23 protein-coding genes and 3 pseudogenes are annotated in these 24,894 nt (G+C 63.3%); 9 read left to right on the forward strand and 17 right to left on the reverse strand.

Annotation, left to right across the window (positions count from 1 at the left end):
- The first annotated feature begins 55 nt into the window (after positions 1 to 55).
- Entirely contained in the window at positions 56 to 1,006 is a 951-nt protein-coding gene (locus ACSHWJ_RS11320) for an IS5-like element ISMca7 family transposase (RefSeq protein ID WP_010960204.1), read from the forward strand.
- A gap of 354 nt (positions 1,007 to 1,360) precedes the next feature.
- Here ACSHWJ_RS11320 and ACSHWJ_RS11325 read toward each other — a convergent pair.
- Positions 1,361 to 1,471, reverse strand: a pseudogene (locus ACSHWJ_RS11325) (IS3 family transposase); the annotation flags it as partial.
- A 63-nt stretch (positions 1,472 to 1,534) separates the two neighbouring features.
- Positions 1,535 to 2,753, reverse strand: a pseudogene (locus ACSHWJ_RS11330) (IS256 family transposase).
- A gap of 91 nt (positions 2,754 to 2,844) precedes the next feature.
- Between ACSHWJ_RS11330 and ACSHWJ_RS11335 the strand changes: the two are divergent.
- A pseudogene (locus tag ACSHWJ_RS11335) lies at positions 2,845 to 2,988 on the forward strand (sulfate adenylyltransferase subunit CysD); the annotation flags it as partial.
- 485 nt (positions 2,989 to 3,473) lie between these two features.
- On the opposite strand, the gene ACSHWJ_RS11340 reads toward ACSHWJ_RS11335, so the two are convergent.
- The 5 genes from ACSHWJ_RS11340 to ACSHWJ_RS11360 form a co-directional block, all read right to left on the reverse strand.
- On the reverse strand, positions 3,474 to 4,340 hold the full coding sequence (locus ACSHWJ_RS11340; protein WP_010960203.1) for a cytochrome c oxidase subunit 3: 867 nt from the start codon (positions 4,338 to 4,340) through the stop codon (positions 3,474 to 3,476).
- 36 nt (positions 4,341 to 4,376) lie between these two features.
- Positions 4,377 to 4,925 (reverse strand): cytochrome c oxidase assembly protein, encoded by a 549-nt coding sequence (locus ACSHWJ_RS11345; RefSeq protein ID WP_282213498.1) that lies wholly within the window; start codon positions 4,923 to 4,925, stop codon positions 4,377 to 4,379.
- Between the two features lie 158 nt (positions 4,926 to 5,083).
- Positions 5,084 to 6,709, reverse strand: a complete 1,626-nt coding sequence (gene ctaD / locus ACSHWJ_RS11350) for a cytochrome c oxidase subunit I (protein ID WP_010960200.1) — start codon at positions 6,707 to 6,709, stop codon at positions 5,084 to 5,086.
- Positions 6,710 to 6,741: 32 nt separating this feature from the next.
- A complete protein-coding gene (coxB, locus tag ACSHWJ_RS11355; RefSeq protein ID WP_010960199.1) occupies positions 6,742 to 7,863 on the reverse strand; it encodes a cytochrome c oxidase subunit II in 1,122 nt (373 codons plus the stop codon).
- 48 nt (positions 7,864 to 7,911) lie between these two features.
- The gene (locus tag ACSHWJ_RS11360) at positions 7,912 to 8,391 is read right to left on the reverse strand and encodes a DUF2244 domain-containing protein (RefSeq protein ID WP_010960198.1); all 480 of its coding nucleotides are present in this window, start codon (positions 8,389 to 8,391) and stop codon (positions 7,912 to 7,914) included.
- Positions 8,392 to 8,629: 238 nt separating this feature from the next.
- Here ACSHWJ_RS11360 and ACSHWJ_RS11365 point away from each other — a divergent pair, with 238 nt between their 5' ends.
- Entirely contained in the window at positions 8,630 to 9,208 is a 579-nt protein-coding gene (locus tag ACSHWJ_RS11365) for an exonuclease (RefSeq protein WP_282213499.1), read from the forward strand.
- A 17-nt stretch (positions 9,209 to 9,225) separates the two neighbouring features.
- On the opposite strand, the gene ACSHWJ_RS11370 is transcribed toward ACSHWJ_RS11365, so the two are convergent.
- From ACSHWJ_RS11370 to ACSHWJ_RS11385, 4 genes are all read right to left on the reverse strand, one after another.
- A complete protein-coding gene (locus ACSHWJ_RS11370) occupies positions 9,226 to 9,705 on the reverse strand; it encodes a protease complex subunit PrcB family protein (RefSeq protein WP_010960196.1) in 480 nt (159 codons plus the stop codon).
- A 50-nt stretch (positions 9,706 to 9,755) separates the two neighbouring features.
- Positions 9,756 to 11,747, reverse strand: a complete 1,992-nt coding sequence (locus tag ACSHWJ_RS11375; protein ID WP_010960195.1) for a S8 family serine peptidase — start codon at positions 11,745 to 11,747, stop codon at positions 9,756 to 9,758.
- Positions 11,748 to 11,866: 119 nt separating this feature from the next.
- Positions 11,867 to 12,898: an SEL1-like repeat protein gene (locus ACSHWJ_RS11380; RefSeq protein ID WP_432539859.1), complete on the reverse strand. Its 1,032-nt coding sequence runs from the start codon at positions 12,896 to 12,898 to the stop codon at positions 11,867 to 11,869.
- Between the two features lie 178 nt (positions 12,899 to 13,076).
- On the reverse strand, positions 13,077 to 13,739 hold the full coding sequence (locus ACSHWJ_RS11385) for an LON peptidase substrate-binding domain-containing protein (protein ID WP_432539858.1): 663 nt from the start codon (positions 13,737 to 13,739) through the stop codon (positions 13,077 to 13,079).
- A 152-nt stretch (positions 13,740 to 13,891) separates the two neighbouring features.
- Between ACSHWJ_RS11385 and potA the strand changes: the two genes are divergently transcribed.
- The 4 genes from potA to ACSHWJ_RS11405 all read left to right on the forward strand — a co-directional run bounded on the left by potA (position 13,892) and on the right by ACSHWJ_RS11405 (position 17,764).
- The gene (gene potA / locus ACSHWJ_RS11390; RefSeq protein WP_432539857.1) at positions 13,892 to 14,989 is read left to right on the forward strand and encodes a spermidine/putrescine ABC transporter ATP-binding protein PotA; all 1,098 of its coding nucleotides are present in this window, start codon (positions 13,892 to 13,894) and stop codon (positions 14,987 to 14,989) included.
- Positions 14,973 to 15,827, forward strand: a complete 855-nt coding sequence (gene potB, locus ACSHWJ_RS11395) for a spermidine/putrescine ABC transporter permease PotB (protein WP_218797470.1) — start codon at positions 14,973 to 14,975, stop codon at positions 15,825 to 15,827. The genes potA and potB overlap by 17 nt, the downstream gene beginning before the upstream one ends.
- 99 nt (positions 15,828 to 15,926) lie before the next feature.
- Positions 15,927 to 16,739, forward strand: coding sequence for a spermidine/putrescine ABC transporter permease PotC (gene potC, locus ACSHWJ_RS11400; RefSeq protein WP_432539856.1), 813 nt, complete (start codon positions 15,927 to 15,929; stop codon positions 16,737 to 16,739).
- The gene (locus ACSHWJ_RS11405; RefSeq protein WP_432539855.1) at positions 16,712 to 17,764 is read left to right on the forward strand and encodes an extracellular solute-binding protein; all 1,053 of its coding nucleotides are present in this window, start codon (positions 16,712 to 16,714) and stop codon (positions 17,762 to 17,764) included. The genes potC and ACSHWJ_RS11405 overlap by 28 nt, the downstream gene beginning before the upstream one ends.
- A 19-nt stretch (positions 17,765 to 17,783) precedes the next feature.
- On the opposite strand, the gene ACSHWJ_RS11410 is transcribed toward ACSHWJ_RS11405, so the two are convergent.
- From ACSHWJ_RS11410 to ACSHWJ_RS11420, 3 genes are all read right to left on the reverse strand, one after another.
- Positions 17,784 to 18,881: a phosphotransferase enzyme family protein gene (locus tag ACSHWJ_RS11410; protein ID WP_017364860.1), complete on the reverse strand. Its 1,098-nt coding sequence runs from the start codon at positions 18,879 to 18,881 to the stop codon at positions 17,784 to 17,786.
- A complete protein-coding gene (gene smrA, locus ACSHWJ_RS11415; protein ID WP_218797466.1) occupies positions 18,878 to 19,471 on the reverse strand; it encodes a DNA endonuclease SmrA in 594 nt (197 codons plus the stop codon). The genes ACSHWJ_RS11410 and smrA overlap by 4 nt, the downstream gene beginning before the upstream one ends.
- Before the next feature lie 66 nt (positions 19,472 to 19,537).
- Positions 19,538 to 21,052, reverse strand: a complete 1,515-nt coding sequence (locus ACSHWJ_RS11420; RefSeq protein ID WP_432539854.1) for a DUF4080 domain-containing protein — start codon at positions 21,050 to 21,052, stop codon at positions 19,538 to 19,540.
- A gap of 63 nt (positions 21,053 to 21,115) precedes the next feature.
- Here ACSHWJ_RS11420 and ACSHWJ_RS11425 point away from each other — a divergent pair, with 63 nt between their 5' ends.
- Both ACSHWJ_RS11425 and yjgA read left to right on the forward strand, forming a co-directional pair.
- Positions 21,116 to 21,925: a zinc-dependent peptidase gene (locus ACSHWJ_RS11425; RefSeq protein WP_218801104.1), complete on the forward strand. Its 810-nt coding sequence runs from the start codon at positions 21,116 to 21,118 to the stop codon at positions 21,923 to 21,925.
- Between the two features lie 86 nt (positions 21,926 to 22,011).
- On the forward strand, positions 22,012 to 22,560 hold the full coding sequence (gene yjgA / locus ACSHWJ_RS11430) for a ribosome biogenesis factor YjgA (protein WP_218801103.1): 549 nt from the start codon (positions 22,012 to 22,014) through the stop codon (positions 22,558 to 22,560).
- A gap of 1 nt (position 22,561) precedes the next feature.
- Here the strand turns inward: yjgA and ACSHWJ_RS11435 are convergent, their stop codons facing one another.
- From ACSHWJ_RS11435 to xerC, 3 genes are read right to left on the reverse strand one after another with little or no spacing between them, the layout of a single operon-like run.
- Positions 22,562 to 22,855, reverse strand: coding sequence for a DUF4389 domain-containing protein (locus tag ACSHWJ_RS11435; RefSeq protein WP_010960183.1), 294 nt, complete (start codon positions 22,853 to 22,855; stop codon positions 22,562 to 22,564).
- A gap of 24 nt (positions 22,856 to 22,879) precedes the next feature.
- Positions 22,880 to 24,010, reverse strand: coding sequence for a DUF2333 family protein (locus ACSHWJ_RS11440; RefSeq protein ID WP_010960182.1), 1,131 nt, complete (start codon positions 24,008 to 24,010; stop codon positions 22,880 to 22,882).
- Complete coding sequence (xerC, locus tag ACSHWJ_RS11445; protein WP_218801102.1) at positions 23,979 to 24,893, reverse strand: tyrosine recombinase XerC; 915 nt, start codon at positions 24,891 to 24,893, stop codon at positions 23,979 to 23,981. Before xerC ends, ACSHWJ_RS11440 begins: the two co-directional genes overlap by 32 nt.
- Position 24,894: the final 1 nt, after the last annotated feature.

The following is a 24,894-nucleotide window of genomic DNA, read 5'->3' on the forward strand; positions in this document are numbered from 1 at the left end:
ACAAACCCTGGTGATAAGCTAATCCCTGCCCAGAACCCCTGAACGCGGAGCCCCCATGAAACAGACCACCTTCGCCTCCTTGGCCTTTGACCGGAAGAAGAAGCAGACCCGGCGCGAGAAGTTCCTGGCCGAGATGGAGCGGGCGGTGCCGTGGCCGGAACTGCTGGCGGTGATCGAACCGCATTACCCGAAAGCGGGTCGGCGCGGTCGTCAACCGTACCCGTTGGCGACGATGCTCAGGCTTTACTTCCTCCAGCACTGGTATGCCTTGTCCGACCCGGGCCTGGAAGATGCCCTGTACGAGATCGAATCGATGCGGCGTTTTGCGGGTCTGGAGTTGGCCGATGATGCGCTGCCGGATGAAACCACGATCCTCAACTTCCGGCGCCTGCTGGAACGTCACGCGCTGACGGCGAAGCTGATGAACACGATCAATGACGTGCTGGAAGCGCGAGGGCTGCTGCTCAAGGGGGGCACGATGGTGGATGCGACGATCATCCACGCCGCGCCATCGACGAAGAACAAAGCCAAGACCCGCGATCCCGAGATGCATCAGACCAAGAAGGGCAATCCGTGGTTCTTCGGCATGAAGGTGCACGTGGGAGCGGATGTTCACACCGGTGTCGCCCACACGGTCTCGGTCACACCGGCCCACGCCTCGGACATCAGCCAGTTGCCGAACCTGCTGCGCGAGGACGACCGGCTGATCCTCGGCGATGCCGGCTACGTCAACGACACCTACAAGCGCGCGGCGCGGCAGGCCGGGGTCGTGTGGGGCGTGGCCCTGAAGGCCCGTCCGAAACGGCGGCTGGGGTCGGCGCAGAAACGCCGCAATCGAAAGCTGTCCTCGCTGCGCAGCCGCGTCGAGCACCTCTTTCGGGTGATGAAGCGGCAGTTCGGCTACACCAAGACGCGCTACCGGGGCCTGGCCAAGAACGCCGCCCAGGTGTTTACCCTGATAGGGTTGACCCATCTCTACCTGAAGCGGTACGCATTGATGACCTGACGGGCGAGGTGCGTCCGGAATCCGCCCCGACGGGCGCATCCGGGCGGGAATCGCCACGGCAAGTAAGGAATTTCGGTGCCCTTCACCCATTTTCAAAGCCTGATTATCAGCGGGATATGTTTTCGCCAGCCAAATCGGGTTTGTTCAGAGGTTCCTTAGGTTGTATTTCTAGTCTAGAAATCGCTCCCTGTCAAACCTAAGCGTAATTCTTTTGGAGGACATAGAACCTTGACCTACCCCCTTCAGTAGGGCCGATGGGTTTCTAGCAGAGCTCCGTCAAATCTGTTCCGGTAACGCGGCAGGCAAGACCGCCGCCCGATGATCTTGGAACCCTTTCGTGGACGTCTGACCTCACTAAGCGGCCATTCGGACTTCGAAGTCACAGGGTGACAGGTAGTTGAGGGTCGAATGGCGCCGTTGGCGGTTGTAGTAGGCCTCGATGTACTCGAATACCTCAGCCCTTGCGTCTTCGGTCAAGTCCAATACTTGCTGTAAATCTACTCCGAGCCGGTTGATGACGATTGGGTTTCAGCCCGGGAGGGCAACGACGTCCTTGCCTTCCCGGGCGGCGGCGCAGGCGGCCGTCCACTCGTGATACTCCCGCATGTCCAGACACCTTCGTTCCGGCCAGGTCTCGTTCTGCTTGGCCACCAAGGCGCCGATCAGCCGCAGGGCCGATTCGTCGTTCGGGAAGATGCGGATGACGCGTTCGCGGCGACGGATCTCTTCGTTGAGCCGTTCCTGCATGTTGGTCGTCCTGAGCCGCCTGCGATACCTTTCCGGCAGCGCCATGATCGCCATGGTGTCCTCGAACCCGGCTTCCAGGCAGGCGACCGCCTTGGGCGCGCTCTTGGCAAAGCGATCACCGAACTCGGCCAGCCGGCGCCGTGCTTCGGGCAGATCGGCGGCCTGAAAGACCGGTCTGGCGGCCGCCGATACCTCGGCGCGAATCTTCGAGCCACAGCTACCCCAGGATATTGCGCATCAGATGTACCTGGCAGCGCTGCCAGGTGGCGTCATGGAAGCGCCTGGCCACCGCCTTCCGCAGGCCGCCATGCTGATCCGGGATCACGAAGGCCACACCCTTGAGACCGCGCCCCCTCAGCCGGCGGAAGGTCTCGTCCCAGGTGGCAAAGCTCTCGCTGTCACCGATCCTCACGCCGAGGATTTCCCGGTAGCCGTCGCTCCTCACTCCGCTGACGACCAGCACGGTGCGCATCAGAACGCGGTCTTCCTGCCGGCTCTGGATTAACAGGGCATCGACCAGCACGAACGGGTACTCGCTTTCCAGCCGCCGTTCGTTGAAGGCCCGGACTCGGACATCGAGTCCGGCACACAGGCTGCTGACCGTCGATTTCGAGAAACTCGCCCCGCACAGCTCTTCCGTGATCGCCGCCACCTTACGCGTCGAAACGCCCTGCACGACCCTTTCCATCAGCGCCAGGACGAAGGCCTGTTCGCTCCGCTGGTAGCACTTGAAAATGTCGGTCGAGAAGCTGCCGTCCCGCGTCTGCGGCACCAGGAGCGTCACCGCCCCCACCCGCGTGTAAAGCGTGCGTGGCCGATGACCGTTGCGGTAGCCCGTGCGCTCCTCCGACCGCTCGTGGCGCTCCGCGCCCAGCGCCTCGCTGACCTGCGCCTCCAGAATCTGGTTCAGCACCGCCTCCACCAGTTTCGCCGGTCCGTCTGGGCTGCCCGGCACCCCAGGCAGCAATTCCTTGCTTACGCTAACATCGCTTCCTCCTATCGGTCGATCAACGATTCGACACCGTCAATTTACCGATCCGAAGCGGTGGCTACCCCCCGCCCGATTTACAGCAGTTTACGGACTTAATCCCGGCGCCATCGAATCCGACGCCGCCACGTTGCCGGAGATCATCCAGGAAATGCTGCTGACCAGGACCTCCGAGCGCCAGGGCCGGCTCATCGACCACGACCAGGCCGGGTCCATGGAAGAAAAGAAGAAGGAAGGGTATTTCTGACCGTCGGTGCCCCATGCCGTTGCAGATTCCGATGGCAATGACGGTTTCCCTCACCCCGGCCCTCTCTCCAAGGGAGAGGGTGATTCGGCATTCGCTCCGCGACTTTTGATCACGCCCATGTCACACCAATCCGACCTCATCGGCCCGCATGGCAACGAAGCGGGGCGGTTCACCCCACCCCCGATCAAAGCGATCCACGGAAAAACCACCTCACGGAGGCAAAAAAATGGCCAAAAGGCCGCATGAGCCGCAAATCCGCGTCCAAAAAAAACTGCGGGCGGTACGCCGAGTGTCCAAGGTGGGGGGATGCATACATCCCTGGTCGCACATCACCCGAGATACCGCTCCAGCCGCGCTCAACTCCATCGGAACCGGTCGCCCATATCGACCACGGCGCATCCTTCGGGCTACCCGGCTCCCGACACTTGGTCGCAGAAGTCCAAAAAAACGCTGCCGAAGCAGCGTTTTTTATAGAGTCGGCCCGCTCAGAGCCAGTACACGAAGACGAACAGTCCGAGCCAGACTACGTCGACGAAGTGCCAATACCACGCGGCGGCTTCGAAAGCGAAATGGTGCTCTGCGCTGAAATGACCGCGGATGCTGCGGAACAGCACGACCGTCAGGATGATCGCGCCGATCGTGACGTGCAGGCCGTGAAACCCGGTCAGCATGAAAAACGTCGAGCCGTAAATCCCCGAACCGAGGGTCAGGCCCATCGCCGTGTAGGCTTCGTGGTACTCGAAGGCCTGCAGGATGACGAAGAGAAAGCCCAGCGCCACGGTGGCGATCAGCCCCTTGACGAGTTGCCCCCGATTGCCCGCCAACAAACCCCAGTGGGCCCAGGTGACGGTGCCGCCGCTGGTCAGGAGGATCAGGGTATTCAGCGCGGGAATGCCCCAGGCCTCCATCGGCTCGAATTCGCCGCCGACCTTGCCTGGACCGTTGCTCGGCCAGACGGCGTCGAATCCCTTCCAGAGGATTTCGTTGGTCACGCCCAGCTCTCCCTCGCCGCCGAGCCACGGCAACGCGTAGATCCGGGCGTAATACAACGCGCCGAAGAAAGCGGAGAAAAAGAACACTTCCGAGGTGATGAACCAGATCATCCCCCAGCGAAACGAATGGTCGACCTGGTCGCTGTAGATGCCGGCGACGCTTTCGTGAATCACCGTACCGAACCAGCCCACCAGCATGGTCACGAGGATGCCGGCGCCGAGAATCATCATGGTCGGCCCGATGGAGAGACCGTTCAGGTAGTTCGCAAAGCCCGCCAGCAGGCTGGTCAAACCGATGGAACCGACGATAGGCCAGGTCGCCTTGTGCGGAATGTAGTAGGAAGCTGCGCTAGTCGCCATGTAAATCCCCTGATGAAATTCGAAGAAGGTTCAGCTTTAGTCTTTCTGGGTATCGGAAATATCGAAAAAGGTGTACGAAAGCGCCAATTCCTTGATGTCCTTCGGCAGACCCGGATCGATGACGAAACGGACCGGCATCTCCCGGCGCTGGTGCGGTTCAAACCTCTGTTCCGAAAAACAGAAGCACTCGGTCTTTTTCAGGTACGCCGTGGCAGTCCCCGGCGTGATGCTCGGTATGGCCCGACCCAACATCGGCCTGTCCGTCAGGTTCTCGCCGTAAAACTTCACGGTGTAATACTGCCCCGGATGAATCTTCATCTTGGGCGTCTCCACGCTGAAGGCCAACGGCATACGTTCGTTCAGCTCGGTGACGAATTCGATCGTAATCTCGCGTGAAACATCGACGTCATAGGCAACCTCATCGACCGCTTCGGTGCGCACCTTTCCATTCAGGCCGGTGATTTCGCAGAACAGGCTGTAAAAAGGGGCCAAGGCGAATCCGAAACCGAACATCGCCAATGCGACGAAGACGATGCCCCAGACGAGGCGCCCGTGTTTCCTCTTGTCGGTTTCCTGGTGGCTCACGACGGCGAAGACGACGAAATCACTTTATAGATGGAGAAAAGATACAGCCCGATCACGATGAGGACGATGACCCCCGTCAGGATCAGGTTTTTCTTACGTAAGTCCATGGACCTTGCCGTTTTGGGCCCGCCCGAAGGCGGGCCCGTGTTTAATACCGGTCATTTGATGTCCGGAGCGGTGGTCCAGGTGTGATACGGCGGCGGCGAGGGCAGAGTCCATTCCAGACCGTGCTCGCTCGCGCCCTCCCACACCTCGTCCGTCGCCTTCTCGCCCCCGCGGATCGCCTTGATGACGACCCACACGAAGATCAACTGGGAGAACCCGAAGATGAAGGCTCCCACGCTCGACATCGCGTTGAACTCGGCGAACTGTACCGCGTAGTCGGGGATACGGCGCGGCATGCCGGCCAAGCCCAGGAAATGCTGCGGGAAGAACAGGACGTTGACCGACACGGTCGACAACCAGAAGTGCAGCTTGCCGAGCTTTTCGTCATACATGTGGCCGGTCCACTTCGGCAACCAGTAGTAGGTTCCCGCGAACAGCGCGAACACCGCACCCGGCACCAGCACGTAGTGGAAGTGCGCCACGATGAAATAGGTGTCGTGATACTGCAGGTCGGCCGGCGAAATGGACATCATCAGGCCGGTGAAACCACCCATGGTGAACAGAACCACGAACGCGATGGCGAACAACATCGGTGTTTCGAAAGTCATCGCGCCCTTCCACATCGTGGCGACCCAGTTGAACACCTTCACCCCGGTCGGCACGGCGATCAGCATGGTGGCGTAGGTGAAGTACAGCTCGCCCGCCAGCGGCATACCCACGGTGTACTGGTGATGTGCCCATACGATGAAAGACAGGAAACCGATCGACGCGGTCGCATACACCATCGAGGAATAGCCGAACAAAGGCTTGCGCGCGAAAGTCGGAATGATGGTCGAGATCACGCCGAAGGACGGCAGGATCATGATGTAGACTTCCGGATGCCCGAAAAACCAGAACAAATGCTGGTAGAGGACGGGATCGCCGCCGCCGGCCGCATTGAAGAAGCTGGTGCCGAAGAACTTGTCGGTGAGCAGCATGGTCACGGCACCCGCGAACACCGGCATGACGGCGATCAGCAGGAAGGCCGTGATGACCCAGGTCCACACGAACAGCGGCAGCTTCATCAGGGTCATGCCGGGAGCGCGCATGTTGAACACGGTCACGATGATGTTGATCGCGCCCATGATCGACGACATGCCCAGCAGATGAACCGAGAAGATGGCGAACGGCAGGTGGGCGCCGCCCTGGAGTACCAGCGGCGGATAGAGCGTCCAACCTGCCGCTGGTGCGCCGCCTTCCATGAACAGCGTACTGGCCAACAGGGTAAACGCGAACGGCAGGATCCAGAAGCTCCAGTTGTTCATGCGCGGCAGGGCCATATCGGGCGCACCGATCATCATCGGGATCATCCAGTTGGCGAAGCCGACAAACGCCGGCATCACGGCGCCGAACACCATGATCAGGGCGTGCAGCGTGGTCATCTGGTTGAAGAACGCAGGATCGACGTACTGCATGCCCGGCTCGAACAGTTCGGCGCGAATCACCAGCGCCATCGCACCGCCGACCAGGAACATGATCAGGGCGGTCACCAGGTAAAGCGTGCCGATATCCTTGTGGTTGGTCGTGAATACCCAGCGCATGAAGCCCTTGGCCGGACCGTGATGATCGTGTTCATCGTGATGGCCGTGGGCGAAGTGCTCGTCATGGATGGCGTATTCTTCGTGAGTTGCCTCTGTCATGGCTCTATGACCTCATCGAAAGCGTTGAAAAATCAGTTCCGCGCGGAAACGTCCGACGGTTGAACCAGATCGCCCATGTTGTTGCCGAAGCCGTTGCGCTGGTAGGTCACGACGGCGGCGATCTCCACAGGACTCAGCGAATCGCCGAAGGATGGCATCATCTGACCCTTGCCCTTTACGACCACATCGAGATGGGTATTCAAATCACCCGTGGCGACGGGGCTGCCCTTGATGGCAGGGAACATGCCCTGCATGCCTTCGCCGTTGGTCATGTGGCATCCCGCACAGTTTGCGTTATACACCTCTTCACCCTTGGCCATCAGCTCCGCCATCGAGTAGGTCTTGGCAGCATCGGCGACGGCCTTTTGCGCCTGAGCCTTCTGCTCCTCCACCCACTTGTTGTAGTCGGCTTCGCTCTTGACATCGACGACGATCGGCATGAATCCATGGTCGCGGCCGCACAGCTCGGCGCACTGGCCCCGATAGATGCCGGGCTGCTCGACCCTGGTCCAGGCATCGGTCACATAGCCCGGGATGGCGTCCTTCTTCCAGCCGAACTGCGGCACCCACCAGGAATGGATCACATCGGCGGCGGTGAACAGGAAGCGGACCTTCTTGCCGGCCGGAATCACCAAGGGCTTGTCGACTTCCAGGAGATAGTTCGGCACCGCTTCGGGATTGGACCGAACGCCCAACTGACGCGCTTCGTTGCTCTTCGCATCGAGTGTACTGAAAAAGTCAATGCCGTTGTCGAGGTAGGTGTAACGCCACTTCCACTGGTAGCCGGTGACCTTGACGGTCATGTCGGATGCGCTCGTATCATAAGCCTCGATCATCACCTTGGTCGCAGGAATCGCCATGGCCAGCAGGATGATGAAGGGAATGATGGTCCAGACGACTTCCAGTTTGGTGTTCTCATGGAAATGAGCCGGCACCGCTCCCTTCGACTTGCGATGGTGCATGATGGAATAGACCATCATGCCATACACGCCCACACCGATCGCCACGCAAATCCACAGGATATACATATGCAGATCATAGATATCCCGGCTCAACTGGGTGACGCCGGGCGAGAGATTCAGCGCATAGTCGGCACTCGCCTCCCCGAACGTTGCGATCCCCAGCCCGGTGATCAGTAGCTTAAGTTTTTTCACGGAGCCCTCTCCTCGGTATCTCAGGTCAATGTTTTGCGGATCGAACCACTAGCCATTCGTCAGTTCTTTTTTCAATTCCCGGTACAGCGCCTCGCGCTCCGACTCCACCAGAAAACGACCGATCTCTATCTTCCTGCCATGACGCTTCAGGCATAGCCGGCTGGGATGCCCTGCCGCCGCCGGCCCGTCCAGGCTGACACCGAGCCAGGCGCGGCGGAACCGGTAAGTCTCGTCCGGACCGCGGATTCCACGCTCCAGCATGACGTCCGCGTCCGTTACCGTGATCACTTCGCGCACCGCCGACTGCCGGAAAGCCAGGCTGAAACAATAAGCCAGTACCAGCCATTCTGCACCGGCAAACGGCAGAACGAACCAGCAGCCAAGGAAGGCGAACGCCGACCCGATGGAAACCAGCACCAGAGCGAACCCGCAGAGCAGCAGACGGGCCTGCACGCGCGTCAGCGATGCATTGGGTTTCAGGACGATTCGCTTGCCGCCTGTCTGTGGATCCCGCTCGGACTCAATCATGGAACCGGCCCGTTCCGCACCTCAAGCGCCCGCAGGAGACTCCGTTTCGAAGCTCCGCTCATGCAGCATTCGGTCATTACCCCCAGTTTTCTGTGGGAATTCACTCACGGCATAAAATCCGCAGAACTTTAACGTAACCGTCTGGGCAACGCAAGGAAGCAATGGGCCCGGCATCGGCCCGATGTTTGACGGCCCGCCCCGTATTCGGGAATAGTGACCGTCATTCAGGAGCAAGCCCATGACCAAGATCAAAGCAGGGGAAATTTATGTCAGCGTAGACATCGAAGCGGACGGCCCGATACCCGGCCCCCACTCGATGCTCAGCATCGGTGCCGTGGCCTATGGGGCCCAGGGGGATCTTCTCGGTGAATTCACCGTCAACCTCGAAACGCTCCCCGGGGCGGCCCCTCATCCGGCCATGGCGGAATGGTGGCGGCAGTTCCCGGAGGCATGGAATGCCCACCGCCGGAACACGCGGCCGCCGGCAGAGGCTATGAACGCCTTTGCGGACTGGCTGGAGGAACTGCCGGGCAAGCCGATATTTCTTGCCTGGCCAGCCACCTGGGATTTCATGTGGATCTACTGGTATCTGATCCGCTTTACCGGACGCCGGCCTTTTTCGGAACATGGCATCGACGTCCGCTCCTATGCCATGGGGATGCGCCGCCAGACTTTCGGAAAATCGGGCAAGAACTATCTGCCCAAACGCTGGAGTTCACCCCATCCACACACCCACATCGCCCTCGACGACGCCCGCGAGCAGGGCGATCTCTTCATCGCCATGCTGCGGGAAAACCTGGGCATCAAAAGCGAGTGAACGATCGGGAAAACGGTTCATCCACCGGCAGCACATGGGATGTCGACGGTGGACATCCGGAACTCCACCGGCAGAGCGCTGCGCCTGAGCTTTGCCCAGACATGCGGCTGGGTCAGAACTTGCGCCGTCATGCAACCGGCTCCCGGCCGCTCGAGCAAGAGATCCACTTGCAGGCGGCGATCCATCTCTTCGATACCGGCGATGGTGAGCCGGTAACCTCTGCTGTTCCTGGTGCCGGCAAAAGCGGCGATCACCATCTCGCTGGAAAAGTCCACTTGCGGCGGCGGGGGGACGGGATTAGCGCCCGCACCGTGCGAGGTCCACAGCGAGCGGAGCGCCGCTTCATCGAGAATGACCACGTTCCGCTCGTCCTCGATGCCGCTTTGAGCCCCCTGTGCCAGCAGCGTGAACTGGACGGGGCCGGCGCCGGAACCGGAAGACGCGGTCATGGCCGCCGCGAACACCACGCCCCGCCACCTCGAAAAGGAACCTTTCATCGGCAGCCTCATGCCGGGGAAGGGACAGCCCCTCCCCGATTCGGAAGTCACTATCGCGTCACCGCCAGCTCCGCATCATCGACCAGGAAGCTGGTGGCCCGGGACGAATTCTCGACACCCCGGAACTGGAGCCGGATGGTCTGCCCCTTGTACGCGGACAGATCGAAGCGCCGTTGGACATACCCCGAAGAGCGGTCCCTGTTCGAATAGGTTGCCAGCGTCTGCAGCACAGTCCCTGCGGTATTGCGCACCGTCACCGTCAGCGTGTCGCGCGCCGGCGCGCCGGTGAATTCGCTGGTGGCGATCCGCAGCCAGAAGCTGAAATTGGCGCTGCAGGCATCGACTGGCACCGTCACCTGCTGGTACAGGTCATCGGTATGGATCGTGCCATAGCCGTTCAGCCAGGCCTTCCAGTTTCCGCTGCGCGCCGGTGCCGAGTTGGAATTGTCTATGACCCCCGCGGACGCCGTCCATGCCACCGTCCCGCTTTCAAAACCGGGATTCGCCAACAGTTGGCTGGTCGTCGAACACGCGGGGGAGGACTGGCCGCCATTGGCGGTATCGGCACTGACCGAATTGGACAGGGCCGAATTCCCGGCACTGTCGGTGGCCATCGCGTCGAAAGCGTGCGATCCGTCCGCCACGGATGCAGAATCCCACACCACGCCGTATGGCGCCGAGGTATCAGTCCCCACGACCTTGCCATCGACGCGGAATTCGACCTTGGCGATGCCGCTTCCGCCGCTTTCGTCCACGGCATTGGCGGCGAGATTCACCGCGCCGGTCAAGGTGGCCGAAGCCGCCGGCGCGGTGAGCGTCACTTGAGGCGGCGTGGTGTCGACGGCGGGCGCCGCGATGAACCCCGTGTACAACAGGCGATTGGGCGACCCCGTGCCGGCTCCGCCGACCTTGCCGGGGGTCGCGTTGGAGGTCAGTGCCGATGCGACCTGAGCCGGTGCCGCGCCCGGGAAAGCAGACAGATACAAGGCCGCGGCTCCGGCGACGTGCGGCGTCGCCATCGAGGTACCGCTCATGACCTCGGTCGCGTTGTCGCCCGCGTTGCTCGCGGAAGTGATGCTGCTGCCCGGCGCGAAAATATCCAGGCAGGTTCCATAGTTGGAATAGCTCGCGCGGGCGTCGGTAGAAGTGGTGGCTCCCACGGTCAAAGCGGCGGCGGTGCGGCCGGGCGACTCGTCGCAGGCATTCCTGTTGGAATTGCCGGCGGCGATCACATAGGTCACGCCCGCGTTGATCGAATTCTGCACCGCGGTATCGAGCGCCTGGGAAGCGCTGCCGCCCAGGCTGACGTTGGCGACGGCGGGGACCTGCGCGTTGGCGGTCACCCAGTTCACCCCGGCGATCACACCGGACGTCGTTCCCGAACCATTGCAATCCAGGACCCGTACCGAAACCAGTTTGACACCCTTGGCGACGCCGTAAGTCGAGCCGCCGATGGTTCCGGCGACATGCGTGCCGTGGCCATCGCAGTCGCGGGCGCCCCGGCCGTCATTGATCGCCGTGTAACCCTCGCTGGCCCGGCCACCGAACTGCGAATGGCTGGTCCGGATGCCGGTGTCGATCACGTAGACCGTGACGCCCTGCCCCGTCGTGTTGTAGGTGTAGGTGCCGTTCAGCGGCAGACTGGCCTGGTCGATCCGGTCCAGTCCCCAGGTTGCACCGGACTGGGTGGCGTGGATCGAGATAATGCCATCCTCCTCCACCAGCGCGACGGAAGGATCGTTGGCCAGTGCCGCGGCTTCCACCGGCGACATCCGGCCCACGAACCCTTTGACGGCATGCCGCCACACTTGCGCCGGCACGGTGTTGTACAGCCGGCTCACCCGGCCCAGCAGCCCGTCAAAACCCGCAGCGCTCTCCGCTTCGCTTCGGAAGATCACGATGTATTGCCCGGGAATGGGCCGGGCGGCGCGCAGGAACGTACCCGCCTCGGCCTCCCCGAACGAGGCAGCCGACAGTCCGGCGGCCAAAATCAAAGACATCGCGACACGCTGGTTGACGAACCGTTCCCGTTCCTTGCTCATTGCCCACCCCTCTGCCTGCTTCTGGAAAATTCGGGTCCCGCCAATACACCGGGAAGCCGTGTACACGTTCTCGAATAAGCAGCCAAGAACGCTCGATGACGCCAAGGACTCCGGCCCTGTCACCACGCGCCCAGACCGCAACCTTCCGGAACCTCGCCCGCTGCGGGGACGAGACGGTGGAACGCGTCCCAACGTCTCGCCGGCCCTTCATCGGCTGCCTTGTCATACCAGCGGAACGCCTCTTCGAATCGGCGCGTCACTCCCCGGCCATGCTCGTGCATCAGCCCCAGGTGGAACTGCGCGTCCGCATGGCCGCGCCCGGCCGCGAGCCGGAACCAGCCTACCGCTTCGACATCGTTGCGTTCCACCCCCCGGCCTTCCATGCTCAACCGCCCCAGTTCGAACTGGGCCAGCGGATTACCCTGCCTGGCGGCCCGCCGGTACCAGCATACCGCCACGGCATAGTCCTTTGCCACGCCATGGCCGGCCTCATACATGGCCGCGAGCGCCGTTGCAGCCGCAGGATCGCCTAGCTCCGCCCACCGCCGCCAGACTTCCAGCGCCTTGCCGTACCAACTGGCGGAGCAGTCTGCATCCCGCACCATCCCCAGCCCCAATTCGGCCATCAGGCCCAGATTGAAGCAGGCACGGGCATGTCCCTGGAATGCAGCGGCCCGATAGCAACGAACCGCTTCGGAATAATCGCGGACGACACCCAATCCGTCCTCGTGCAAACGCCCCAAGGCCCACTGGGCATGGGCGCAACCTCGCTCCGCCGAACGGCCGTACCATTTGAGTGCCTCCCGGTGGGCGGCGGGGACGCCCGCTCCCACCTCATGGCAAAGACCGAGAACGAACTGCCCCAGGGCATCACCGCCTTCCGCACGGTCCCGCCACAGGTCCAGCGCCACGCGGTACCATTTCCCCGCCTCGCCGTGATCGGAGGAGATTCCAAGGCCCGATTCGAGCATGAGCCCCAGCTCGAGCGCCGCCATCGGGTCGTTTTGAGCCGCGGAGCGCTGGTACCACGCCTTCGCCCGGTGGATGTCCCGGTCCGTGCCGAGCCCGTCACGGAAACACAGGCCGAGGCGCCGCTGGGCCGAAGCATCCCCGGCCTCGGCCTCCGTTGCCAACGCCTTGAAGGCCGCCACGGACTCGCCGCTCCCGAATCCGCCTGACACCCAAGCGGCCACCGTAGGACGCGTTGCGCTCCCATCCGAAACCCGTTTTCCGCTCCACTCCATCCGAAATCCCTCGCCGCCCACCAACGCCGATCTTGCCCGAGCCCGCCGGGCTGCACAAGTAGGCCCGTTCGGCACCGGCAGCCCCTCAGTGGCGTCTCGCAGCACTCTGGATCTGCGGCTCCGCAAGCTTGAATTCGATGAGGCGCGCCAGACTCTCCAGCCGTTCGCCGAGGGACACCGCCTCCACCAGCGCCTGCCGCTCGGCCGTTTCGAAGGGCAGCTGGCCAATCATGAGGTTGACCAGGGACGTGACCGGCATTTTCTCCATCAGCAGATCGTCGACTTCCATCGACTTGCGGACGAAGTAGGCCCGGAGCAGCGAATAAAGACGGTGACATTCTTCGTGCTTGCCAGCATCGGTCTCGTAATCGACGGCGAAACGCTCCCAGCGGGCCATCACCCGCCGGTAACCCCGCGTGCCTGCCAACTCCTCACCGACGTCGAAACGGCAGACGCCGGTGAGCACGATGATCAGGCGGCCATCCTGAGTCTCGCTGAAGGAAGTGATGCGGCCGGCGGTCCCCGTCCGGCTCAAGGCATCGGTGTCCTCGTCCGTCATGGCAGGGTCGGGCTGCACCATGCCGATCATCCGGTCTGCTCCCAGAGCATCGAACACCATGTTGAGATAGCGTGGCTCAAAAATGTTGAGAGGCAGCTGGCAACCCGGCATCACCACCGCTCCGGGCAGCGGAAAGACCGGCAGGCTGGCTGGAAGGAGGGAGAACGGCGGCGTGAAGGAGTGGCTCATGCGTTTTACGATTCGGCCCCACCGCGGCCAGCCGGGTGGGTAAGGTCTCGAGTCCGATCCAAGGACCCTATTATGCCAACAGCCGGCTCCGGATGCGCCCATCCCGACGGCCCAGGTTCCGGAACATCCTGGAAAATCGGACAATAGCGGCCATGACCCGATCCACCATCGCCAGTTTCCGCGCCGTTTCCAAGCACTACGGCAGTCACTGCGCCCTCCGCGACTTCAACCTGGAACTCCGGGAAGGCGAGCTGCTCACCCTCCTCGGCCCGTCGGGCTGCGGCAAGACCACGGTGCTGCGCCTTCTGGCCGGTCTGGAGACTCCCGATTCGGGCGAAATCTTCCTGGACGGGCGAACACTCGCCGGCGTGCCGCCGGAAGCGCGTAACGTCAACACGGTATTCCAGAGCTATGCCCTTTTCCCCCATCTGAGCGTGGCCGAGAATGTCGCCTTCGGCCTGCGGATGAAAAAGCTCGGCGGCGCGGAAATCCGGGCGAGAACCGCGGAGGCATTGCGCATGGTGCGTCTGGACGGGCTGGGCGGGCACCGGCCGCTACAGCTGTCGGGCGGCCAGCAGCAGCGCGTGGCGCTGGCCCGCGCTCTGGTCAACCGTCCGCGGGTCCTGCTGCTGGATGAATGCTTGAGCGCCCTGGACTATCAACTGCGGCGCGAGATGCAGCTGGAACTCAAGGGTCTGCAGAGGCAGACCGGCATCACCTTCGTCTTCGTGACCCACGACCGGGAAGAAGCTTTGTCGATGTCGGACCGTATCGCCGTGATGCGGACGGGACGGATCGAACAACTGGGACCGCCCCGCGACATCTACGAGCGGCCGGCGAACCTGTTCGTGGCGCAGTTCGCGGGTGAGAGCAACGTTCTGGAAGCGACCGTCACAGCGATCACGGCTCCGGACAGCCTGATCGTCGAGCTGGCAGGGACGCCGCTGACCGTGCGAACCGACCGGCGATTCCGCGTCGGCGCCAGGCTCGTCCTGGTGCTCCGGCCGGAGGACCTGCACGTGCACGATGATGCCGCCGCCGAAGGCGGCCTCGCCGGGCACGTGCTGGAACGAACCTACCGCGGCGTGACCCTGGACACAGTGATCGCCCTGGATGCCGGACCGCGGATCAAGACCAGCGAATTCTTCCGCGAGGACACGCCGGCTCTGGATCATCCGCCCGGCCAGCGGGTACGGGTGAGCTGGACGCCGGGCTGGGAAATCGTGCTTCCCCATGAGCCAGAGACCTGAGATCCTCAAAACCGTGACGGTCGGCCTTCTGGCCGGCTGGCTGTTGTCGTTCGTGCTGGCACCCACCCTGCTGGTGGTGGGGCTGAGCCTCCTCAGCCGGAGCCCGGCGGGCTTCGCCGGCGGGCCCGTGACGCTCGACAACTACCGCCGGCTGGCCGACCCGATCTATCTGCATGTCTTCGCCGAGTCTTTCGCCACGGCGTTCATCGCCACCCTGCTCTGCCTGCTGCTGGGCTATCCCTTCGCCTATGGCCTGGCCCGCGCCCGGCCAGGGCTGCGCCCACTGCTGCTGACCCTGGTGATCGTGCCTTTCTGGACCAGCTCGCTGGTGCGCATCTATGCCATCCGCGGCCTGCTCGCGGCCAAGGGAGCGCTGAACAACCTGCTGCTGGCCGCGGGGCTGATCGATCAGCCGGTGCGGCTGCTCTACACCCAGACCGCCGAGATCGTCGGCCTGGTCCACGTGCTGCTGCCGTTCATGATCCTGCCGCTGTACGCCAGCCTGGAAAAGCTCGATCCCCGCCTGCTGGAAGCGGCCCGGGACCTCGGCGCCGGCCCCTTCCGGAGATTCCGGCACGTGGTCCTGCCGCTGACCCTGCCCGGCATCGTCGCCGGCTGCCTGCTGGTGTTCCTGCCGGCCCTGGGCCTGTTCTACGTAGGCGACGTACTGGGCGGTTCGCGCCATCTGCTGGTCGGCAACCTGCTCAAGGACCAGTTCCTGGAGGCCCAGGACTGGCCCTTCGGCGCCGCCGCCAGCCTGGTGCTGATCGGACTGCTCCTGGCCTTCCTGGCGCTCTATGCGTATGCGGCGAAACGCATCGCCCCGGACGACGGTTAGTCCCGCGACGGATGGGCGAGTTCAGCCGCGCTCGCCTCCCAGCTGCGGCCGCCGCGACGAACAACGTATTCGCTCATGTGAAGAACAATGAGTCTGCGAATGAAAAATACCGCCCGTTTTGAGCCGGGGAAGGGCATTGCAGCGGCGATTCCGCCCGGCCGGCTGTACGGCGTCTTGATCTACGCCCTCCTTTACCTGCCTATGGCCGTGCTGATCCTGGGTTCGTTCAACGCCTCGAAATACGGCATCGGCTGGCAGGGCTTTACCCTGGATTGGTATGAAAGCCTGGCGAACGATGCCGAAATCCTCACCGCGGCCCGCAATTCTCTGGCCGTGGCCGCGCTGTCCGCCAGCCTTGCGACCGTCGTGGGCACCCTGGGCGCGGTCGGCCTGCACCGCTACCGGTTCCGGGGGAGAAAATTCCTGATGGGCCTGCTGTTCGTCACCCTGATGTCGCCGGACATCGTCATGGCGGTGTCGCTGCTGGTCCTGTTCATCGGCTTGCACCTGGAGCTGGGCCTGTTCACGCTGTGGCTGGCGCACACCGGCTTCTGCCTGCCTTTCGTCACCCTCACCGTGCATGCGCGGCTGCAAGGGTTCGACAACGCCCTGGTCGAAGCGGCGCGCGATCTGGGCGCCGGGGAATGGACCGCCATCCGCCGCGTCGTGCTGCCATTGGCGCTGCCGGCCATCGCCGCGGGCTGGCTGATGAGCTTCACCCTGTCGCTGGACGATGCGGTCGTCAGTTTCTTCGTCACCGGTCCGGATTTCGAGGTCCTGCCGCTGCGCATCTATTCCATGGTCCGGCTCGGGGTGAAACCGGAAGTGAATGCCCTCGCCTCGCTGCTGTTCGCGGTCTCGCTGAGCTTCGTGGTTCTCGCCCAATGGCTGCTGCACAAAGACCGGCACTGATCCGGCGGGCCGCGTTCTTGCTCGTGGCATTCCTGGTCCCTGTCGCGGCCGGGCAGCGGGAACTGCACTTCTTCAACTGGTCGGATTATCTGCCGCCGGCGGTGCTGGAGAACTTCACCCGCGAGACCGGCATCCAGGTGCACTACGCCACCTACGACAGCAACGAGGCAATGTATGCCAAGGTCAAGCTGCTCAAAGGCGGCGGCTACGACTTGGTGGTGCCGTCCACCTATATGGTCGACCGGATGCGCAAACAAGGCCTGCTGCGACCGCTGGATCGCTCGCTGCTGCCCCATTTCGGCAATCTCGATCCGCATCACCTCGACTTGCCGTTCGACCCAGAGAATCGCTACAGCGTGCCCTATCTGTGGGGAATGACCGGAATCGGGGTCAACGCCGAACGGATAGACCCTGCCAGTCTGCACGACTGGGCCGACCTCTGGCAGCCACGGTTCCGCCGCGCCCTACTGCTGCCCAACGACATGCGGGAGGTGTTCCACATGGCCATGAAGGTGCTGGGGCTGCCGGTCAATTCGACCGACCCCGCCCACATCGACGCGGCCTACCGCAAGCTGCGCGCACTGATGCCCAATGTGCGCCTGTTCAGCTCCGACGCGCCTCAGATCCTGTTCATCACCGGCGAAGTGGATGCGGGGATGATCTGGAACGGCGTGGCCTACCTGGCCGCGCGGGAGACCCCGGCGATCCGCTTCGTTCAGCCCCCGGGAGGGCCGATGCTGTGGATGGACAACTTGGCGATCCTCAGGAACGCCACAAACCCGGACGAAGCGCACGCACTCATCGACTACCTGCTGCGGCCGGAAGTAGCCCGGCTGATAAGCGAGACCGTGGGCTACGCCACGCCGAATGCCGCCGCCATCGCCATCCTGCCGCCCGAGATCAGGAACGACCCCTTGATCTACCCACCGGCGGACGTCCTGGAACGCGGGGAGTACCAGGTGGACCTGGGTGAGGCGATCGGACTCTACACGGAATACTGGGAGCGACTGAAAGCAGGACAGTGAGGGCGAGCACGCTGCGCAATCAACCTTCTCCGGTTTCCATCGAAGGCGACGGCGCGGCTACGATCCGCCGTATCGCCGTCTCGTCCGCTTCGATGCATTCCACCAACCTGAACTGCACCCGCGCCCGCCGGAGATTCTGGCCACGGCTTTCGACCCGGAAGTACACGTCGCCGGCCAGATGGTCGGCCAGGAAACGGATGCCAAGTTCGAGCGGGATCAGCCGGATGGCGTCGTAGAGGTGGTCACGGTCCTCGGCCGTCAGCATGTCTCCCGCCGCCGCGAGATACCCCCGGAGGATGGCCTCGCACAGGGCCAGATCGAAGCGGGCCGCTCCCGGATCGTCGGAAGATTCACCGGAACGGTTGCAACAGGAGCGCAGACAGTCGCCGATGTCGTAATGCACCAGTCCAGGCTTGACGGTATCGAGGTCGATGAGAGTGAGGGCGCGCTCGCCGTCGCGGTCGAACAGGATATTGGCCAGCTTGGGGTCGCCATGGATGATGCGCAGAGCCAAACGGCCAGCCGCCTTCGCCCTTTCCAGCACCGGCACGAAATCCCGCCGCGCCTCGACGAAATCCAGCGCCTGGCGGACCGAAGGATCGGCCGCCCCGGCCGATGCCCGAACCGCGTCCAGCCGTGCGAGGTAGGCGGGTGCGATGTGGAAATCCGGCAACGTGTCTTCCAACTCTGTGCAATCGATCTCGCCCAGTGCGGCGTGAAACGTTCCCAGCACCCGACCGACCTCCAGTGCCTGACGTTCCGTCGCGATACGCTCCAGCACCCGGCTGCCTTCGAGGTAGCGCTGCGCCCGCCAGTAGCCGCCTTCGGCATCGATGAACGCGTCGCCGCCTGCCCGCGGCGCGACCAGATCCGGCCAATGCTCGCCGAGTCCGGAACGACCTTGCTTGACCCTGCCCTGGATGCGGCAGAGGTTGACGGTGATGCGCCCGGGATGCGCAAACACCCGGGTATTGAGGCGCTGCAACACGAAGCGCGGCGATGCGGCGGGAGACACCAGCCAGGTCCGGTTGATCAACCCGCCGCCCAGAGGTTCGACGAGGAAGCCCTCGCCTTCCGGCAGAAAGCGCGCCGCGACGAACTCCGGTTCTGCGCTCATTTTGGCTTGACCGAGGTCAGGCCCAGCTTCTGACGGGTGATCTGCTTCTGTCGCTCACTCTTCCGCAGCATCACGTACACGGCGCCGGTGCCGCCGTGCCAGCGCCGGGCACTGTGGAAGGCGAGCACTTCGTCGAGCTGGGGAAGCCAGCGCGCCACGTAACTCTTGAGATAGGTCGGCTTACCGGCCTCCCGCCCGCCCTTGCCATGATTGATCAGCACGGTCCGCACGTCATGCTTCATGCAATCACGGATAAACTCGAACACCGCCGTCCTGGCCTCTTCCACGCTCAGGAGATGCAGGTCGAGCACGGCTTCGATCTCATAGGCGCCCTCCTCCAGTTTACGAAACACCGCGCGCTGAATCCCCTGACGGCGAAAACTCAGCACCGACTCGCGATCGACGAATTCAACGAAATCAGTGGTGAGGAAATTGGCATCGCGCCCCGTCGCCCGCTGCGCCGCCGACCGTCGATAGAGCTGACCCGGCGTCGGCGCCTCCTGCGGACGCAAGAATGCCCGATCCGAGGGTTTGAGCGGCGTCACGTCTTCCATCTCACGCCGGAACAGTTCTTTGTCGTCAGTATTCATCGGGACAATCTTTCCACTTCATCGAGCGCCACGAAAGAACGACCGCCCATCCGCCCGGAAGTTCCATCAGCCACGGCCATGGCGCGTCTGACGCCGGGTGGCCGGCTTTTCGGGCCGACGCGGCGCTTCAGCCGTCCCCGCATCGAGCAGGCAACGTGGGGGGCGCCTGGCGCCGCTGGCCCGGAAATCCGCCGCCAGGGCATGCCGGACCCGGACATCGTCTTCGCTGCATTCCATGGTCAGAAATTCAAAGACGAAATCGTACAAGCGGTCGAGCGCGATCTCGTGGGTCTTGCCCGTCCGAAGGTACAGCCAGTCGGAAAATGCCATGAACCGCGCAAAAGGCTGATCCCGCAGCAAGACCGTCCGGAGTTCCCTGAAGCGTCCGGAGTTCCCGACCAGATCCCAATAGCGGGCAAAGCGGTTCAGGCGCTGCAGGGCCATGAAATCCAGGACGTCGGTCCGCACCACATTGTAAGGGGGATGAGGGTTGTAGCGCATACCGCAGGATCGGGTGTGGCGGTCGATCGGCGCGCCGCGCAGGCGCTTCAGAATGCCAACCTGGATTTCATGGGGATCGAGAGCAATCAGGCGGTCGAAGCCGCGGGCGAATCCCTCCAGCGTCTCGCCCGGCAGACCGGCGATCAGATCGACGTGCAAATGCGCGTGGGTATGCCGCCTCAGCCAGCCCAGATTGGCTTCGGTCGCAGCATTGTCCTGGCGGCGGCTGATGCGCGCCTGCACCTCCGGGTCGAAACTCTGCACCCCGATTTCGAGCTGCAGGCATCCCGGCGGAAAGCGCGCCAGCGCCTCCTTCAAACGATCCGGCAGATGATCAGGAATCACCTCGAAATGCAGGAACAAGGACGGGTCTGCCTTGTCCAGGAAGAATTCGAGGATACGTAGGCTGGTGCCGATGTTGAGATTGAAGGTGCGGTCGACGAACTTGAAATGCCGCACACCGCGCCGGTAGAGATCTTCCATGGCGGCCAGGAAACGACCGGTCTCGAACGGCCTGGCGGTCCGGTCCAATGCCGACAGACAGAATTCACACTTGAATGGACACCCCCGCGAGGCCTCGACATAGATCAGCCGGTTGGCGATGTCCTGATCGCCGTAACAGGCATAGGGCAGTTCCAGGGCGTCGAGGTCCGGCAGTTCGGCGCGGAGGAAGCGCCCGGCCGGCGGCGTGCCGTTCAGGATGTCCCGGCACAGGCGGGAAAACACCAGCTCGCCCGGTCCCCCGACGATATAATCCGCCAGCCGGGTGATCGGCTGCTGTTCCCATTCATGGCTGACCTCCGGCCCGCCGAGCACGACGATCAGCTCCGGTCTCACCGACTTGAGCAGCGCGACCAGCCGGGCGGTCTCTTCCACGTTCCAGACGTAAACGCCCAACCCCAGGATGCGCGGATGCAAGGCCAGCACTTTTTCTGCGACATCGGCAGGGCGGTCGGTGATGACGAATTCGGCCAGCGCGGCATCGGCCCGCAACTCACCCAGGTTGGCCAGCAGACAGCGCAGGCCGAGGGATGTGTGGATGAAGCGCGCGTTGAGGGTGGACAATACGATGGCCGGCACGGCTTTGGGGATCCCTGACTTACGGAGCCGGCATTTTAATACAGGCGGAAGCGGCGGCTCCGCATGGATGACACAGCGACAGGACAGACCTTGCCGATCTTGAAATTCTTCCGGCACCTGCGCCGGCGGCGGATTCTCGACGAATGTCCGATCGGTCCGACGGCATTCCGCGCCGCCATTGCCAACGTTCCTCTGCTGGCCCGTCTGCCCGAACCGGAACGGGAGAAACTGCGGCGCCTGGCGACCCTATTCCTCCATGAAAAGATTTTCGAATCGTCCGGCAATCTGGCTTTGACCGAAGCCATGAAGATCCGCATCGCCGCACTGGCCTGCCTCCCCATACTCCATCTGGATCTCGACTGGTACGCCGGCTGGCGCACAGTAGTGGTGTTTCCCACCGAATTCGTGCGGCCGCGGGAGGCCATGGACGACGTCGGCGTCATGCACGAATGGGAGGAAATCCTCGGCGGCGAAGCCTGGGATCGGGGGCCCGTCATCCTTTCCTGGGCCGACGTGGAAGCTTCGGGACAGGGCGACGGCTACAACGTCGTCATCCACGAAATGGCGCACAAGCTGGACATGCTGAACGGCCCCTGCGACGGTTTCCCTCCCTTGCACCGGGGCATGAGGCCCTCGGCCTGGGCACAGGACTTCACTTCCGCATTCGAAGATTTCAATGCCCGGTTGGACCGCGCCGAATACACCCCCGTCGACCCTTACGCGGGCGAATCGCCCTCGGAGTTCTTCGCGGTGCTGAGCGAATATTTCTTCGAACGGCCCGCCTTGGTGCACGACGAATTCCCCGCAGTTTACGCCCAGATGTGCCAGTTTTACCGGACCGACCCGCTGCAGCGCACCCCCGCCCTGGGGTAGGATTCACGCCGGGCACCCGCCGAGCGTACCCCATACCTGTCCGGAGGTTGGGTGCCACCCCATATCGAGCCTACGAGAAGACCCCAATGCAAGACGAATTCGACGACCTGGACGCCGCCGCCGAGGAAGAAGGCTCCGGCCGCCGCCGTAACCATGCGAAAATGAAGCGCACGAGCGCAGAGCTGCTGGAACTCGGTCGGGAACTGGTGCTGCTGCCACAGGAAGGACTGGACCGGCTGGCGCTGCCCGAGCCGGTAGCGGAGGCCGTGCGGCTGGGAAGGCGCATCGATGCGCACGGGGCGCTGAAGCGGCAGATCAAATACATCGGCAAACTGCTGCGCCAGATCGACGCCGGACCGATCCGCGACGCCCTCGACGCCATGAGAAATCACGGCGCCGCGGCTGCCAGGCGGCAACACCGCATCGAACGATGGCGCAACCGGCTGATCGCCGAAGGCGACGAAGCCGTCGACGCGCTGATGGAGGAGTTCCCCAGCGCGGACCGCCAGTTGCTCCGGAAGCTGGTCCGCGGCGCCCGCGAGGAGCGGGCGCGCGCCAAACCGCCGCGCCACGCCCGTCAACTGTTCCAGGAAATCCGCCGGCTGCTGGCAGAGGTCGAGGAATGCTCCGAGTGATTCAGCGGCCCCGAGGGTCCGGCCGGCCCGTCCGTTCGCCGAAGGGGAATGGCATGGCCTCGGTCTCGTAGGTCAGGAACAGCATGATGCGATAGATGTATTCGGCTAGCCGGGCGCCGCTCTGGACGGCGTTGGGATTCACGCCACCGGTGAGCAGGTGGCTCAGGAACTGGAACGCGACGATGGCCCAGAACACGAACCGGACCGCGCCGAGCACCACCATGAAAAACACCATGAAGACCAGCCGCCGGCCGATGCCGGTGATCGCAGGACGTTCGAAAGTCTCGTCAGACATGAGTCCCCCTTGGCGGCCGCCGGATCAGCCTTGCTGGAGCAGGTTGCGCAGATCGATCGTTGCCGCGTTGGCGCGGGCGATGTAATTGGCGAGGGTCAGTGAATAATTGGCGAAAATGCCGAAGCCGTCGCCGTTCAGGATGATCGGGCTCAGGAACGGTGCCTGGCCGTCCTCCAGTTCGTGGATGATGGACTGCAGCGAGACCAGCGCGGTCTTGTTGCCGAGGATGTCGCGGAAGTCGAATTCGATGGCCTTGAGGATGTGGATCGCCGCCCAGCTGTAGCCCCGGGCCTCGAAGAAGATGTCGTCGACGTTCCACCAGGAGGTCTTGGTGGCCACGCCCCTTTTCTCCTCCGTGCTCACCTGGCTCATGTCCCCAGCACTCGCGCTCAGACGGTTGGACAGACTGCCCAGACGCTTTTCGAGGATCTCCAGGTACTGCCGCAGATTGTCCGCGCGGGAGAAGAAACTGGCCTCGCGCTTCATCAGCCTGGCGCGGTAACGCATCATCGCCTCGATGCCTTTCTGGTATTCCGATTCGGACGAGGGCAACTGCCAGGAAGTATGGTCGAAATAGAAGAAAGGTTCTGCCTGGGCGAGGTCGGGATCTTCCTTGGATTGCGACTGGGCCCGGGCGATGTGGTTGCGCAGCGCCGAGGTGGCATCGCGCAGCGCGGTCAGCGCTCCATACTCCCACATCGGCATGTTGTCCTCGAAGACGCCCGGGGGGAACATGTCGTTGACCAGGAATCCGCCCGGCTTGTAAAGGAGGGTTTCGCCGATGTCGATCAGCGTCGTCGCATAGGTATAACCCAGCGGCAGCTCGCGGGAATTCTTGACACCGGCATCCTGGATCGCCGAAGCGAGCACGTCGAATTCTTCCGGCTCTTCACCCCAGTACTCCGCGATCGCCAGGAAAATCCCCAGCACCAGAATGGTCAGCATCGTCACGGTCCAGAGCAGACCCTTCTCGCGCATGGTGCGCGGATGGTACGCGCGTAGGATGGCGCCGAAGAAAGACTTCAGCAGACCTGGACGTTTGGGTGACGCAGCCATGAGGAATCCTGTAGGGGTTGCCCGTCGTGGGAAGTGCCGATTATATCCAAAAAAACCCAGGGGATACTCAGGCTTTCCGGGGGCGGTCGCGCCGCGCACGCGGGTGACTCTGATCGTAGACGGCGGCCAGCCTCTGGAAATCGACGTGCGTATAGATCTGGGTCGTGGCCAACGTGGCATGACCGAGCAGCTCCTGCACGGCCCGCAGATCGCCGCTGGCCTCCAGCATGTGGCTGGCGAAGGAATGCCGCAGCATATGGGGATGGACCCGTTCGGACAGCCCCAACTTCGCACGCCAGCGTTCCAGCCGCATTTCCACCGTGCGCGGGGCGATGCGCCGGCCCTGCCGGCTGAGAAACAGCGCTGGCTGCCCCGCGCCGGTCAGGACGCGACGGGCCTCCAGCCAGACACCGATGGCTTCGAGCGCCTTGGCGCCGACCGGCAAGTAGCGTGCCTTGCCGCCTTTGCCCTTACGGACGAACACGCTGCCGGCGCCGAAATCGACGTCGACGACATCCAACCCCACCAGTTCGCTCAAGCGCAGGCCGGAAGAATAAAACAACTCCCACATCGCCCGATCACGGGTCTCCAGCCCATCGTCGGCGGGCGCGTCGAGCAGCCCGGCGACCGCATCCACATCGAGCAGACGCGGCAGCCGGCGTCCGCTCCTAGGCGGGCGCACGGCCCGCGCCGGGTTGACATCCAACAGCCGTTTTTTCAGCAGATCGTCGAAAAACCCGCGAATGGCGGACAGAAGCCGCCGAAGGCTCCGGGCCGACAACTCACCCCGATGATGCCGGGTGCCGACATAGGCCCGGATCCTGGCTGCGTCGACGTCCGCCCAGCCAGCGAGGTTCACCGAATCGCAGTACGCATGGAAGGCGCAAAGGTCCCGCCGGTAGGCCGCGTGCGTATGTCTGGACGCCCGCCGCGCCAGCCGGTCCAGATAATCGTCGAGCTGCTCGAGGGAATCCGGCGCCACG

Origin of the sequence: Methylococcus sp. S1M (assembly GCF_051295855.1) — a bacterium.
Lineage (GTDB): Bacteria > Pseudomonadota > Gammaproteobacteria > Methylococcales > Methylococcaceae > Methylococcus > Methylococcus capsulatus.